The 14,557-nt window shown below is 71.6% G+C and carries 9 protein-coding genes and 1 pseudogene; 7 read left to right on the top strand and 3 right to left on the bottom strand.

Annotated features, from left to right (window positions below):
• Nucleotides 1–27 precede the first annotated feature (27 nt).
• The 4 genes from OHA30_RS12515 to OHA30_RS12500 all read left to right on the top strand — a co-directional run bounded on the left by OHA30_RS12515 (nt 28) and on the right by OHA30_RS12500 (nt 3,741).
• Nucleotides 28–1,539 carry a flavin-containing monooxygenase gene (locus tag OHA30_RS12515; protein WP_328913899.1) on the top strand — a complete coding sequence of 504 codons (1,512 nt, stop codon included), beginning with the start codon at nt 28–30 and terminating at the stop codon, nt 1,537–1,539.
• A complete protein-coding gene (locus OHA30_RS12510) occupies nt 1,536–2,519 on the top strand; it encodes an alpha/beta fold hydrolase (RefSeq protein ID WP_328913898.1) in 984 nt (327 codons plus the stop codon). The genes OHA30_RS12515 and OHA30_RS12510 overlap by 4 nt, the downstream gene beginning before the upstream one ends.
• Nucleotides 2,516–3,418: an SDR family oxidoreductase gene (locus tag OHA30_RS12505; protein ID WP_328913897.1), complete on the top strand. Its 903-nt coding sequence runs from the start codon at nt 2,516–2,518 to the stop codon at nt 3,416–3,418. Before OHA30_RS12510 ends, OHA30_RS12505 begins: the two co-directional genes overlap by 4 nt.
• Before the next feature lie 107 nt (nt 3,419–3,525).
• A complete protein-coding gene (locus OHA30_RS12500; RefSeq protein ID WP_328913896.1) occupies nt 3,526–3,741 on the top strand; it encodes a hypothetical protein in 216 nt (71 codons plus the stop codon).
• A gap of 196 nt (nt 3,742–3,937) precedes the next feature.
• Here the strand turns inward: OHA30_RS12500 and OHA30_RS12495 are convergent, their stop codons facing one another.
• Nucleotides 3,938–7,636: a S41 family peptidase gene (locus OHA30_RS12495; protein WP_405785600.1), complete on the bottom strand. Its 3,699-nt coding sequence runs from the start codon at nt 7,634–7,636 to the stop codon at nt 3,938–3,940.
• 206 nt (nt 7,637–7,842) lie between these two features.
• Nucleotides 7,843–9,567 (bottom strand): FAD-binding dehydrogenase, encoded by a 1,725-nt coding sequence (locus OHA30_RS12490; protein ID WP_328913894.1) that lies wholly within the window; start codon nt 9,565–9,567, stop codon nt 7,843–7,845.
• A 521-nt stretch (nt 9,568–10,088) separates the two neighbouring features.
• Here OHA30_RS12490 and OHA30_RS12485 point away from each other — a divergent pair.
• The 3 genes from OHA30_RS12485 to OHA30_RS12475 all read left to right on the top strand — a co-directional run bounded on the left by OHA30_RS12485 (nt 10,089) and on the right by OHA30_RS12475 (nt 14,152).
• Nucleotides 10,089–11,933: a glycoside hydrolase family 6 protein gene (locus tag OHA30_RS12485; protein WP_405785601.1), complete on the top strand. Its 1,845-nt coding sequence runs from the start codon at nt 10,089–10,091 to the stop codon at nt 11,931–11,933.
• A gap of 181 nt (nt 11,934–12,114) precedes the next feature.
• The gene (locus tag OHA30_RS12480) at nt 12,115–13,341 is read left to right on the top strand and encodes a serine hydrolase domain-containing protein (RefSeq protein WP_328913892.1); all 1,227 of its coding nucleotides are present in this window, start codon (nt 12,115–12,117) and stop codon (nt 13,339–13,341) included.
• Between the two features lie 4 nt (nt 13,342–13,345).
• Nucleotides 13,346–14,152 (top strand): SDR family NAD(P)-dependent oxidoreductase, encoded by an 807-nt coding sequence (locus tag OHA30_RS12475; RefSeq protein ID WP_328913891.1) that lies wholly within the window; start codon nt 13,346–13,348, stop codon nt 14,150–14,152.
• A gap of 27 nt (nt 14,153–14,179) precedes the next feature.
• Here the strand turns inward: OHA30_RS12475 and OHA30_RS12470 are convergent.
• A pseudogene (locus tag OHA30_RS12470) lies at nt 14,180–14,551 on the bottom strand (EamA family transporter); the annotation flags it as partial.
• Nucleotides 14,552–14,557: the final 6 nt, after the last annotated feature.

The following is a 14,557-nucleotide window of genomic DNA, read 5'->3' as shown; positions in this document are numbered from 1 at the left end:
ACGTGACAGGCAGCGAAGGGCGGTGCCATGGACGACGAACTCGAACACGTGCGGGTGGCGGTGATCGGGTCCGGGTTCGGCGGGCTGGGGGCCGCCGTGCGGCTGCGGCGCGAGGGGATCACCGACTTCGTGATCCTGGAACGCGCGGACGCGGTGGGCGGCACCTGGCGCGACAACAGCTATCCGGGCTGCGCCTGCGACGTACCCTCGCACCTCTACTCGTTCTCTTTCGCGCCCAACCCGGACTGGCCGCGGGTCTTCTCCGGCCAGGAGCAGATTCGCGCCTACCTCGAACGGGTGACCGACACCTTCGGGCTGCGGTCGCATCTGCGGTTCGGCGCCGAGGTGCGCGAGGCCCGCTGGGACGGCGACGCGCGGCGCTGGCACCTGACGACCGCGAGCGGTGAGCTGACCGCCGATGTCGTGGTCTCGGCCACCGGGCCGCTCTCCGACCCCAAGGTCCCCGACATCCCCGGGATCGAGGACTTCCCGGGACGGGTCTTCCACTCCGCCCGCTGGGACCACGGTTACGACCTGAAGGGCAAGCGGGTCGCGATGGTCGGCACGGGGGCCTCGGCGATCCAGATCGTGCCGGCCGTCCAGCCCGAGGTGGGGCGGCTCACCGTCATCCAGCGCACGCCGCCATGGGTGATGCCGCGGGTCGACCGGCCGATCGGCGCCGCCGAACGGTGGCTGCACGCCACCGTCCCCGGCACGGCGAAGGCGCGGCGCGGGCTGCTCTGGGCGATCCGGGAGTTCCAGGTGGGGGCCTTTGTGAAGCGGCCCCGGCTGATGAAGGCCGCCGAGCGGATCGCCCGCGGCCATCTCCAGCGGTCGGTCAAGGACCCGGTGCTGCGGGCCCGGCTCACTCCCGACTACACCATCGGCTGCAAGCGCATCCTGCTGTCGAACACGTACTACCCGGCGCTCGCTCAGCCGAACACCGAGGTCGTCACCTCGGCGCTCACCGAGGTGCGCGGGTCGTCGGTCGTGACGGCGGACGGCACGGAGCGGGAAGTCGATGCGATCATCTTCGGAACCGGCTTTCATGTGACGGACATGCCGATCGGTGATCGGGTGATCGGTGTGGACGGGCGCAGGCTCAGCGAGCACTGGAAGGGCGGCATGGCCGCGCTGCGCGGCTGTACGGTCGACGGATTTCCGAATCTTCTGTTCATCATCGGACCGAACACCGGTCTCGGGAACAGCTCGATGATTCTGATGATCGAGTCATCCCTCAACTACATGGCCGACTATCTGCGTACGCTCTCGCGCACCGGCGCCGCCGCCCTGGACGCGAAGCCGGCGGCGGTCGCGGCCTGGAACGAGGAGATGCAGCGCCGCGCCTCCCGTACGGTCTGGAACACCGGTGGCTGCAAGAGCTGGTATCTCGACGCGAACGGCCGCAACACCACCGCGTGGCCGGGCACGACCGCCAAGTTCCGGCGGGCGACACGGCAGGTGAAGCTGTCGGAGTACGAGCTGCTGGCGCCTGCGGGTGAGCGGTCCGCGGCCGTGCCGGCGGAGGCGGCGTCATGAGCCTTCCGTACGAGGCGGTGCCGGCGCGCCGCACGCTGACGGCCGTTTCGGCGGACGGGGGCCGTATTCATGTGGAGGAGTACGGGCGTTCCGATGGTCCGACGGTCGTACTTTCCCATGGCTGGACGTGCTCGACGCTCTTCTGGGCGCCGGTGGTCCGGGCGCTTTCGGCTGATTTTCGGGTGATCGCCTACGACCAGCGCGGTCATGGTCGCAGCGAGCCGCCCGCCACTCGCAAGGGTTACGGCACGGCTCTGCTGGCCGATGATCTGCAAGCCGTACTGGAAGCGGTACTCCCGGACGGTGAGCGGGGGATAGTGGTCGGTCACTCCATGGGCGGTATGACGATCATGGCGGCGTCCGGGCGGGCCGCCGTCCGTGACCGCACGGCGGCGGTGCTGCTTGCGAGCACCGGCAGCGGGCGGTTGGCGGGGTCCACCGAGGTGCTGCCGCGGCGGTTCGGCCCGCGTCGGCTGCGGCGGGCCTTCCACCGTCAACTGCTGGTGTCGCGGCTGCCGCTGGGACCGCAGTCGCCCCTGACCCGGGCGGCCCTCAAGTACGGGGTCCTGGGTGCGGGCGCGACCCGCGAGCAGGTGGCGTTCACCGCGCGGATCGTGCACGCCTGCCGGGCGCGTCAGCGTTCGGCGTGGGGCCGGGTGCTGGCCGTACTCGACCTGGACGCCGAGGTGGCGGCGCTCGGCGCGCCCACCGCCGTCCTGGTCGGCACCGCCGACAAACTCACCCCCAAGGCCCACTCCCGCGGTATCGCCGCCGCCCTCCCGCACTGCGTGGGCCTGACCGAACTGCCCGGCCTCGGCCATATGACACCCATAGAGGACGCGCCAGCGATCGAGGCGGCGATACGCGCCCTGGCAGCCGATCATCTGCTGAACGGTGATCCGACATCGAATGGGCGGACATCGGTTCTTCCGATGAGCGGGCCGGAATTCACCCCTGCCGAACAGGAGAAAAGCGCATGAGCGGATCATCGCTGGACGGCCGGGTCGCGGTGGTCACCGGCGCCGCCCGCGGCGTGGGCGCCCAACTCGCCCGCGAACTCGCCGCACGCGGCGCCCGTCTCGCGCTCGTCGGCCTCGAACCCGATGAGATGAAGAACGTCGCCGACTCGCTCGGTGGTGACGCGGCCTCCTGGACCGCCGATGTCACCGACCGGGTGAGGATGGCGGAGGTCGCCGGCGAGGTGGTGGAGCGTTTCGGCCGCGTCGACGTGGTCGTCGCCAACGCGGGTGTCGCCACGGGCGGTCCCTTCCTCGACTCCGACCCCGAAGCCTTCGACCGGGTGATCCAGGTCAACCTGCTGGGCGGGGTGGCCACCGCCCGCGCCTTCCTGCCCGCGCTCATCTCGTCGCACGGCTACCTTCTGCACATCGCGTCGCTCGCCGCGATCACCCCCGCGCCGATGATGGCCGCCTACTGCGCGAGCAAGTCGGGCGTCGAGGCGTTCGCGCACAGCCTGCGCGCGGAACTGGGCCACAAGGGAGTCCAGGTCGGCGTCGGCTACCTCAGCTGGACCGACACCGACATGGTGCGCGGGGCCGACGAGGACGAGGCGATGCGCACCATGCGGGCCCGACTGCCCTGGCCGGCCAACCGCACCTACCCGTTGGAGCCGGCCGTCGACCGTATCGTGGCCGGCATCGTACGACGATCGCCTCATGTGTACGGACAGTGGTGGTTGCGCGGTATGCAGCCGATTCGAGGCTTTCTGCCCTCGGTTGTGGGCGGCGCGCTCGGACGGCGGGAAATGCGGCGCGCGGAAGCGGCGTTGGCCCGCAACGGGAGCGCGCGACGCGGTCTTGTCGGGCGCGGCGGGGCCGCCGATGAGTCGGCGCGATCATCGGTTCATCACTCCCCGTAGTTGTCATCACTCGCTGACCTGGGGTTATTATCCCAAGATGCGAGGGTTATCCGGTCATGTAAGTCTTGTCGAGGCCCCATCCCCACCACACTCCAGGAGGAGTAACCATGGGTGCTTTCGACCAGTTCAAGGACAAGGCCGAGCAGGCCAAGGAGACGCTCGACAGCAAGCGGAACAAGTCCGCCGGCAGCGGGCACCCCGAGCAGTCGGAGCGGAGTGGTCAGCAGCAGGGACGCGAGCGCGGCTCCGAGTCCGGGGACAAGGCCAAGCGGAGTACGGACCCGGAGTCGAACGAGGAGAACCAGGACGACACCTGGGCCTGACACCGGACTTGAGCTGACGCCGGCGTCGCGTACACGCTGACACCGGGCGAACGCCGTGACACGGGAAGGGGCGCCCCACCGGGCGCCTCTTCTGCGTGCGCGCTTCCGGCGGACGACGCGTGCCGCCGACGACCACAGGGCCCGTCCCCCGGCGGAGCCCTGAACCCCCGCCTCCCCGGTGGGCCCCCGGCACCCCTCAGCGCGGCGGCAGTTCGGGCCGGGCGCGGTTGGGACGGGCGGAGAGGTCCGGCGGCACGGCGGCGGGGTGGTCGTCGAGCAGGGACAGCGCCGTGCGCACGGCGACCGAGAGCTGGCCGTGCCGGCCCTCCGCCCAGTCGAGGGGAGTCCGCAGGCATTCGATGTCGGGGGCCACCCCGTGGTTCTCGACGGACCATCCATAGGCGTCGAACCAGGCGGCGTTCATCGGAACAGTGATGACCGTATTGTCGCCAAGCCGGTGACGACCCGTCATCCCCACCACGCCTCCCCAGGTGCGCAGGCCGACGACCGGGCCCAGGCCGAGGAGCTTGAAGGCAGCGGTGATCATGTCGCCGTCGGAGGAGGTCGCTTCGTCCGCGATGGCGACGACCGGGCCCCGCGGGGCGCTGCCGGCGTAGGAGACGGGCTGGGCGTTGCGGGTGAGGTCCCAGCCGAGCACCGTGCGGGTCAGCTTCTCGATGACGAGTTCGCTGATGTTGCCGCCCGCGTTGCCGCGGACGTCGACCAGCAGCGCGTCGTACGCGACTTCCTTGCGCAGATCGCGGTTGAACTGTGCCCAGCCGGAGCCGCCCATGTCGGGGATGTGGAGGTAGCCGCACCGCCCGCCGCTCAGGTGCCGTACGACGGAACGCCGCCTGGCCACCCAGTGCTGGTAGCGCAGTGGGCGTTCGTCGATCAGCGGGACGATCGCGACCCGGCGGGGAGCCCCGCGGCCGCCGGGCGGGGTGAACGTCAGCTCCACGGTGGTGCCGCCCGCGCCCGCGAGCAGGGGATACGGGCCGGCCTGCGGATCGACCCGCCGCCCGTCGATATGGGTGAGCGCCGAGCCCTCGCGCACCCCCGTACCGGCCAGCGGGGAGCGGGCCTTGGAGTCGGAGGATTCGCCGGGAAGGATGCGAACGACCGTCCAGGTGCCGTCCTTGTTGCGCTGGAAGTCGGCGCCGAGCAGGCCGATGGGCCGCTGGTAGTGCGGCGGGCCCTCATTGCGGCGGGCGGGCTGGACATAGGCGTGGGAGGTGCCGAGTTCGCCGAGCACCTCGCGCAGGAGGTCGGCGAACTCGTCCGGGGTGGCGACGCGTTCGACCAGCGGCCGGTACTGGTCGAGGATCGCCGGCCAGTCCACGCCGCACATGTCCGGCGCCCAGAAGTAGTCGCGGATCAGCCGCCCGGCCTCGGCGTAGGCCTGCCGCCACTCGGCGGTCGGCTTGACCTCGTGCAGGACGCGCCGCATGTCGACGTAGATCGTCGAGTCGTCGTCGCCGCGTTCGGTGGCGGGCAGTATCGCCAGTTCGCCCTCGTCGTAGACGGCCAGACGCCGGCCGTCCCCGCTGACGGCGTACCAGTCCATGTGGCGGACGAGTTCGGTGCGCCTGCACTTGCCGAGGCTGAAGTACTCAAGGGTGGGGCGGGCGGAGGGGTCGGTGGGGTTGACGAACGTCTCGCCGAGGGCGCCGGAGATCGGCCAGCGCAGCCAGACCAGACCGTCCTGGACGGGTTCGAGGGCACTGTACTTGGAGGCCGCCACGGGAAAGGGCGTCACCCGGCTGGGCAGCCCCTGGGCCTCCACGACCACCGGTCCGTCGCCGAGCCCCTCACCCGGGTCGAGTCCGCTGCCGACCGGGCTCCCTTCGACGCGCAGTGCGAAGGGTGACGGCGTCGCCGAGTTCAGCGGTACGAGGTAGGGGCGGCAGCCGAGCGGGAAGGACAGGTCGCCGGTATGAACGTCGTACACCGGGTCGAAGCCGCGCCAGGACAGGAACGCCAGATATCGGCCGTCGTCCGTGAAGACCGGCTGTTCATCCTCAAAACGGCCATTGGTGACATCGATGATCGTATGGTCGTCCAGTCGGGCGATCTTGATGGAACGCAGCGAACGGCCCACCCCAGGATGCGACCAGGTGAGCCACGCGGAGTCGGGGGAGAAGGCAAGGTCGCGGACCGGGCCGTTGGTGGAGCGGATCAGCTCGTCGACCGTTCCGGCGGGTGGCTCCCCGGAGCCGGCGTCGTACACACCCGACGCGTCCCGTGCCACCTCGCCCTCGCCGGTCGCGACGAGCAGCAGTCGGCCGTCGTGGGAGGCCACGGCGAGGGTGCCGCCGTCGGGGGAGGCGACCAGCTCCAGGACGCGGCCCAGGCGGCCGACGGCGAGCCGGGCGTGCGCCTCGTCGGGGTGACCGTCGGACCGGACCCGGTCGTCGGTGGCGTCATCGCTGTCGTCGTCGCCGTTGTCGTCGGCGGCGGGCTCGCCGGTCGTTTCACCATTCGTACGACCGCCCGTGTCACCCGTCGCGTCACCGGTCGTATCACCGGACAGAAAGAGGGACGGTGTGTCGGTGCTGTCGTGGGTGCTGGTCGGATTGTCGTCCGATCCGTTGGCCGATCCGTTGGCCGGAACATCGTCCGGGGCGGCGCCATTGTGCGCGGACGTTCCGGCCGTACGGCTCCCGGCCGGTTCCGGCCAGCGCGTCGAGCCGGACCGGGCGCCCGCTCCCACCGGGAGGAGGTCGGCCTCCTCGCCGACGGCCAGGTCGTTCCTCCCCTCGGGGTCCTGGGCGAGGACCAGGGAGGCGCGTCCGGGCACGTGGGCGAGTTCGATGCCGTCCTCGCCCTCCGCGTCCGTGACATAGGCGACCAGTCCGGTGTCGCCGAGCATCGCCGGGAGCCGAACCCTGGCCCCGGGCGAGTCGGAGATCGTACGGGCGGGGCCGTCGCGGTGGGTGAGCCAGTACAGGCTGCCGCGTACGCACACCGCGCTCGCCCGTCCGGTGCGGTCCATGGCGAGGCTGTTGAGGTTGGCGGCGGCCGGCACCTGGTAGGGGCGGCGACCGCTGCGGGGGCCACCGAGCCGAAGGTCCAGACGGCGTGGTTTCGCGTCCTTGGACGCCAGGTCCTCGACCAGCCACAGTTCGCCCGCGCACTGGTACACCACCCGCTCGCCGTCCGTGGCGGCGCTGCGGGCGTAGAAGTCGGCGTGGTCGGTGTGCCGGCGCAGATCGCCGCCGTCCGGCAGGCAGGAGTACAGGTTGCCGACGCCCTGGTGGTCGGAGAGGAAGGCGATCCGGCCGGCCACGAACATCGGGGACGCCAGATGCCCCTCCAGATCGGGGACCAGCCGCTCGCCGTGCAGCCACAGCCGGCCGGTGGCCCCGCCCCGATAGCGCTTCCACGCGTGCGGCTCGTGGGGAGGCGTGCCGGTCAGCAGCAGGGTGCGGCGTTCGCCGTCGGTGTCCCGCACGGCGATGTCGGAGACCGGCCCCCAGGGCAGCGGACCGCCCGGCCCGCCCGAGGTCGGCACACTGTACGACCAGGTGTGATAGGCGAACGGCTGACCATGTGACGATACGGCCAGCACATGGCCGTCGGGCGTCCACGAACACACGCGGGTGTCGGTGCTGCCCCAGTACGTCAGACGGCGGGCGGTCCCGCCGTCCACCGGTACGAGGTACACCTCCGGGTCGAGGCTGCGCCAGGTGGTGAAGGCGATGGTCGTACCGTCGGGTGAAAGGCGCGGCGGTCCCACCCGGGTGCGGTCCGCCGTCACCCGCCAGGCGCGCCCCGGTGCGTCGCCCGGGGGTCCGAGCGGGGCCACCCAGATGTCGTCCTCGGCGGCGAAGCAGAGCAGATCGCCGTGCAGATGCGGGAACCGGAGGTACGCGCCGTCGCTCACCCCTCCCATGGTTCGGGGCCCCCGCGGCGGCAGCAACTTTTCGCGCCCCTCCGCACCGCGGGTGTCCTCCCCGGAGGCGACAGACCTGCGGTCGTACGTATGCCCGTACGTCCGTACGCCGATACGTCCGCAGGTCACCGTCATGGTGCGCGGTCATACGTACGCCGATACGTCGATATGCCCATCGGCCGGTACGCACCCCCGCCCCAGCACCCCTACGCCGTTGCCCGCGCCGCCGCCCGCCCCGCCGCGCGGCCGGAGAAGAGGCAGCCGCCCAGGAACGTCCCTTCGAGCGACCGGTAGCCGTGCATGCCGCCACCGCCGAAACCGGCCGCCTCGCCCGCCGCGTACAGCCCCGGCAGCGGCTCCCCGCGACCGCCCTCGCCCCCGGCCTCGGCCCCCACCGCCCCGCCGGCCAGGGCACCCGCCCCGCCGGCCGGGCCACCCCGCAGCACCCGCCCGTCGAGATCCGTCTCCAGCCCCCCGAGCGACTTGCGCGTGAGGATGTGCAGCCGCACCGCGATCAGCGGCCCCGCCTTCGGATCGAGCAGCCGGTGCGGCGAGGCCGTGCGGATCAGCTTGTCCCCGAGGTAGTTCCGCGCCCCCCGGATCGCCGTGACCTGGAGGTCCTTCGTATACGTGTTGGCGATCTCCCGGTCGCGCGCCTCGATCTCGCCCCGCAGCCGGGCCTCGTCGATGAGGTCGTCACCGGTCAGCGCGTTCATCCTCCGTACCAGCGCGCCCAGTTCGCGCTCCACCACGAAGTCCGCCCCGTGCCGTTTGAACGCCTCCACCGGACCCGGCGCGCCGGGCAGCACCCGTTTGAGCACCTCCCGTACGCTCTTCCCGGTCAGGTCCGGATTCTGTTCCGAGCCCGACAGTGCGAACTCCTTCTCGATGATCTTCTGCGTGAGGACGAACCAGGTGTATTCGTGCCCGGTGGTCATGATGTGTTCGAGGGTGCCGAGCGTGTCGAAGCCGGGGAAGTACGGCACCGGCAGCCGTCGGCCTGTCGCGTCCAGCCACAGCGAGGACGGCCCGGGCAGGATACGGATACCGTGCCGGGCCCAGATCGGGTCCCAGTTCTCGATGCCCTCGGTGTAGTGCCACATGCGGTCGCCGTTGATCAGCCTGCCGCCCGCGTCCTCCGCGACGCCCAGCATCAGCCCGTCCACATGGGCCGGGACGCCGGAGAGCAGCCTGCGCGGCGGTGTGCCCAGCCGCTCCGGCCAGGCCGCCCGCACCAGTTCGTGGTTGCCGCCGATACCGCCGGACGTGACGATCACCGCCTGCGCGCGCAGCGCGAACTCGCCCGCCACCTCCCGTGAACTGGCCCGCCCGCGCTCCGCGCCGCTGGGCGCCAGCACCTCGCCGGTCACCCCGTCGACGGCGTCGCCGGTCCTGGTCAGCCCGGTCACCCGGTGCCGGAAGCGCAACTGGACCAGGCCGCGCGCGACCGCGTCCCGCACCCGTTGCTCGAAGGGCGCGACCACGCCGGGACCCGTTCCCCAGGTGATGTGGAAGCGCGGTACGGAATTACCCGGTCCCGTGGCCAGGAAACCACCCCGCTCGGCCCATCCGACCACCGGGAAGAGCCGCACTCCGCGCTCGCGCAGCCAGGTCCGTTTCTCGCCCGCGGCGAAGTCGACGTACGCGCGCGCCCAGCGGCGCGGCCAGTGGTCCTCCGGCCGGTCGAAGCCGGCTGTGCCCAGCCAGTCCTGCCAGGCGAGTTCCGCGCTGTCCTTGATCCGCATCCGCCGCTGCTCCGGCGAGTCGACGAGGAACAGCCCGCCGAACGACCAGAACGCCTGGCCGCCGAGCGACGCCTCCGGCTCCTGGTCGAGCAGGATCACCTTCCGTCCCGCCGCCGCCAGTTCGGCGGTGGCCACCAGTCCGGCCAGCCCCGCGCCCACCACCACGACGTCCGCGTCCAGCGCCATCCGCCCGCTCCCTGTCCGTAGCTACTCGCCGGTCAACCCGCCAGTAGCACCGTACGCGAGCGGGCCCGAGCGGTCAGCGGTCGTGCGCCGGCGAACTCGGCTCCGCGGCGCGCGAGGAGGGTCCGTACCCCTACGCGCGACGCCCGCGCGTGCCCCCGGCCGACCGGCGTCGGAGCGCGTCCCGGCTCTGTGCGCACGGCGGCGCACGTGCACGTCCGTACGTCCGGCGAACCATGAACTGCGCTGGTCCGTACACCTCTTGACGAACAGTCAGCGGCGCCCCGGGTCCCGCCTCCGGGAAGAGACGCCCGCCCCCTGCGGGGCTGTGGCGCGACTCGCTTCCCTCCCGGGCTTTCCGTCCTTCTCGCGCTTCAAGCATTGACAGGAGCAAGGCGGCTCTCCACTATGGGAGCGCTCCCACGTTAAGAGCGTGTAACCGAAACACCGCACCACAGCACCACCTCCCATGACCTTTCGAAGCAGCTTCGACGGTCCATCCCCCCTATGGAGGTTGTTCGCACATGGCAGTCCCGACAGTCCGACGCAGAACTGCTGCACTGGCCGCTGGCGCGCTCGTCGTCGTCGCCGGCAGCGCAGTGGCTGCGATGAGCACCACGACCGCCTCGGCGGCCACCACCGGCTGCTCCGTCAAATACACCGTGCAGAGCCAGTGGGACGTGGGCTTCACCACCAACGTCACTGTGACCAACAGCGGCTCGGCCATCACCAGTTGGAACGTCGGCTGGTCGTTCGCCGGCAACCAGCAGGTCACCCAGGGCTGGAACGCGACGATCACCCAGTCGGGTAAGAACGTCACCGCGGCCAGCCTTTCCTACAACGGGAGCCTGGCGACCGGCGCTTCCACGGACTTCGGCTTCAACGGGTCGTACAGCGGTACGAACGCCGTGCCGACGTCCTTCACGCTGAACGGCGTCACCTGTGGCGGCGGCACGCCTCCCACCACGCCGCCGACCACGCCTCCGACGACGAAGCCGCCGACGACGCCGCCGACGACGCCTCCCACGACGCCGCCGACGACGAAGCCGCCGACCACTCCGCCGACCACTCCGCCGACGACGCCTCCCACCACGCCTCCGACCAACCCCCCCACCGGACCGCGGGTCGACAACCCGTATGTCGGTGCCAAGGGTTACGTCAACCCGGAGTGGTCCGCGAAGGCCGCCGCTGACGGCGGCTCGGCCGTCGCCAACGCCTCCACCGCGGTGTGGATGGACCGGATCGCCGCGATCAACGGCATCAACGGTGGCATGGGTCTGAAGGCGCACCTCGACGAGGCGGTTGCCCAGGCCAACGGCCAGCCGCTGACGTTCGAGGTTGTCATCTACGACCTGCCCGGCCGTGACTGCGCCGCCCTGGCGTCGAACGGTGAGCTGTCGCCGACCGACCTCCCCAAGTACGAGAGCCAGTACATCGACCCGATCGCCGCGCTGGAGTCGAACTCCAAGTACGCCGGTCTGCGGATCGTCAACATCATTGAGCCCGACTCGCTGCCCAACATCACCACCAACGCGGGCGGCACCGACGGTTCGACGGACGCCTGCGTGACCATGAAGGCGAACGGCAACTACGAGAAGGGTGTCGGCTACGCGCTTGCCAAGCTGGGCGCGATCGGCAACACCTACAACTACATCGACGCCGGCCACCACGCCTGGCTCGGCTGGGACAGCAACTTCGTCCCGACCGCGCAGGAGTTCCTGAAGGCCTCCACGACCAGCGGCGCCACCGTTGCCAACGTGCAGGGCTTCATCATCAACACGGCGAACTACGGCGCGACCACCGAGCCGTACTTCAAGGTCACGGACTCCGTGAACGGCACCTCGGTCCGTCAGTCCAAGTGGGTCGACTGGAACAACTACGTGGACGAGCAGTCGTTCGCGCAGGCCTTCCGCACGGAGCTCATCAGCATCGGCTTCAAGTCCGACATCGGCATGCTGATCGACACCTCCCGCAACGGCTGGGGCGGCACCGCTCGTCCCAAGGCTGCGGGTCCCACGACCTCGGTCGACACCTACATCGACGGTGGCCGTATCGACCGCCGCATCCACGCCGGTAACTGGTGCAACCAGTCCGGTGCCGGCCTTGGCGCCCGTCCCACCGCCGCTCCGGCGACCGGTATCGACGCCTACGTCTGGGTGAAGCCTCCGGGTGAGTCGGACGGTTCCAGCTCTGCCATCGCGAACGACCAGGGCAAGGGCTTCGACCGGATGTGCGACCCGACCTACACGGGCAACGCCCGCAACGGCAACAACGCCTCCGGTGCCCTGGCGAACGCTCCGCTCGCCGGTGACTGGTTCTCGGCCCAGTTCCGTCAGCTGGTCCAGAACGCGTACCCGCCGCTGTCGTAACACCTAGCAGGTAGACAGCGGATCCCCCCACCGGGCCCGTCACGGGGCCGCTCCCGGGTCACCACGACCGGGACGCGGTCCCGTCACGGGCCCGCCGCGTTCCCCGGCGCCGTCCTCGTACGATCGGTTCGTACGATCAAGGAGTACGGATGGCAGGGGGCGGCGGGAGGCTGAGCACGCAATGGACCACCAGGTCACGGGCCATGGGGACGTCCGCGGGGACATACACGGGGATGTTCGCGCGGACGTCCACGGCACGGCGGAGGGCGGGTGGGAGGCGGTACGCGCCGCCTTCGCCCGCAACTTCTCGCACAGGGGCGAGCACGGCGCGGCCTTCACGCTTTACCACCAGGGCCGCAAGGTCGTGGACCTGTGGGCGGGCGACTCCGCCTTCGACGGCGGGCCGCCGTGGGCCGAGGACACCGCGCAGACCGTACGGTCGGCCACCAAGGGCGTGGCCGCCGCCTGTCTGCTGCTGCTCCACCAGCGCGGCCGGCTGGACCTGGACGCGCCGGTGGGCGCGTACTGGCCGGAGTTCACGGCGCGCGGCAAGGAGCGGGTGACCGTGCGGGACGTGCTCGCGCACCGGGCCGGGGTGCCCGCGCTGGACACCCCGCTCACCCCGCGGCAGGCCCTGGACGGCGGTTCGGGACCGCGCGCGGTGGCCGCCCAGCAGCCGCTCTTCCCGCCCGGCGCCGCGCACGGCTACCACGCGCAGACCTACAGCTGGCTGCTCGGTGAGCTGGTCGCCAGGGCGTCCGGTCGGACGATCGGACAGTACGCCGCCGAGGAGATCACCCGCCCGCTCGGACTCGACCTGTGGATCGGTCTGCCGCCGGGCCAGGAGCACCGGGTGGGCCGGATCGGCGCCGTCGCCACGCCCGCGCCGGCCGCGTCCGGCACTCTGCGCGCCCGGCCGAAGCGGTCGGTGCAGGACGCCTACGCCGACCCCGCGTCGCTGACCAACCGCGCCTTCGCGGCCATCACCCCGCTCCCCGACGAGAACGACCCCGCCTACCGGGCCGCCGAGCTGGCCGGTTCCGGCGGCATCGCGACCGCCCGCGCGCTGGCCCGCTTCTACGCCGCCCTGATCGGCGATGTCACCGGCGCCGGACGGCTGTTCACGCCCGCCACGGCCGCCGCCGCCCGCACCGCGCACTCCGAGGGGCCGGACCGGGTGCTGGTCGTCGACACCCGGTTCGGCCTCGGCTACATGCTGCACGGCTCCGCTTCCCCGCTGCTCGGCCCCGGCTCCTTCGGCCACCCCGGACGCGGTGGCTCACTGGGCTTCGCGGACCCCGACGCGGGCATCGGCTTCGGCTACGTCACCAACGGCATGCAGAAGAACGTGACCGCCGATCCCCGCGCCCAGGCTCTGGTCAGGGCCGTACGGGAGTGCCTACGCTGACCCGATGGGACGCTTCGGCACGTACGGCGTGGTGGTGACGGGTGCGGCCCGCGGGATCGGTGAGGCGACGGCCAGGCGGTTCGCGGCAGAGGGCGCGAACGTGCTGATCGCCGATGTGAACGAGGAGGCCGCCGGCCGTACGGCCGCCGCGATCAGGGCGGACGGGGGGCGCGCCGAGGCGGTGCGCTGCGATGTCGCCGACCGTACGTCCGTCGACGCGGCGGTCGCGCACGCGGTGGACCTCTTCGGCACCCTGGACGTCCTGGTCAACAACGCCTACTCGTGCAGCGAGCACCATGTGGACTTCACCGGGGAGTCCGACGCGGACTGGCACCTCGACCTCGACATCACACTGACCGGAGCCATGCGCTGCTCGCGCGCCGCGCTGCCGTATCTGGCCGCCGCCCCGGACAGGCGCGGCGCGATCGTCAACATCGGGTCGGTCAACGGGCTCTCGTACTTCGGCAACCACTCCTACAGCGCCGCCAAGGCCGGACTGATCTCGCTGACCCGCACGCTGGCCGTGCAGGCGGCGCCCGGCGGAGTCCGCGTCAACCTGGTGGCGCCCGGCACCATCCGCACCCCCGCCTGGGCGGGCCGCGAGGACGTGCTCGACGCGGCGGCGGGCGCCTACCCGCTCGGCCGGATCGGCGAACCCTCCGACATCGCGGCCGCCGTCACCTTCCTCGCCTCCATGGACGCGGCCTGGATCACCGGCGTCACCCTCCCGGTCGACGGCGGCATCCTCGGCAGCAACCAGGGCTTCACCGACGCGCTCGACGCGCACCGGGGGCCGCTCGACGCGCGCTGAGAGCCGCTCGGCGCGGACTCGACCGGCGTGCAGCATCAGCCCGATGCCGGTGACCACCACGGCGGCCGCCACCAGCCGGGGCCGGCCGAAGCGCTCCTTGAAGAAGAGCGCGCCGATGGCCGCGCCCGCGATGATCGAGGTCTCCCGCAGAGCGGCGACCGGCGCGAGATCGGCCCGCGTCTGCGCCCCCAGCACCAGCCCGTAGGCGATGATCGACAGTGCCCCGCCGAGCAGTCCGCGCAGCGCCACCGGCCTTAGCCGAGTGAGGAGTTCACCGCGCCTGTCCGTGACCGCGACCAGCGGGACGGCCAGCCCCTGGAGCATCAGCAGCCGCGTGCGGCATCGGCGCGGCTCCGCTTCCGCGCGCGGTCCCGTCCGCGGAACCGCGGCCGGTCCCGCCCGCGT

Source organism: Streptomyces sp. NBC_00223 (genome assembly GCF_036199905.1).
In the GTDB taxonomy this organism is placed as follows: domain Bacteria; phylum Actinomycetota; class Actinomycetes; order Streptomycetales; family Streptomycetaceae; genus Actinacidiphila.
This window is presented reverse-complemented; position numbering and strand designations above follow the sequence as displayed.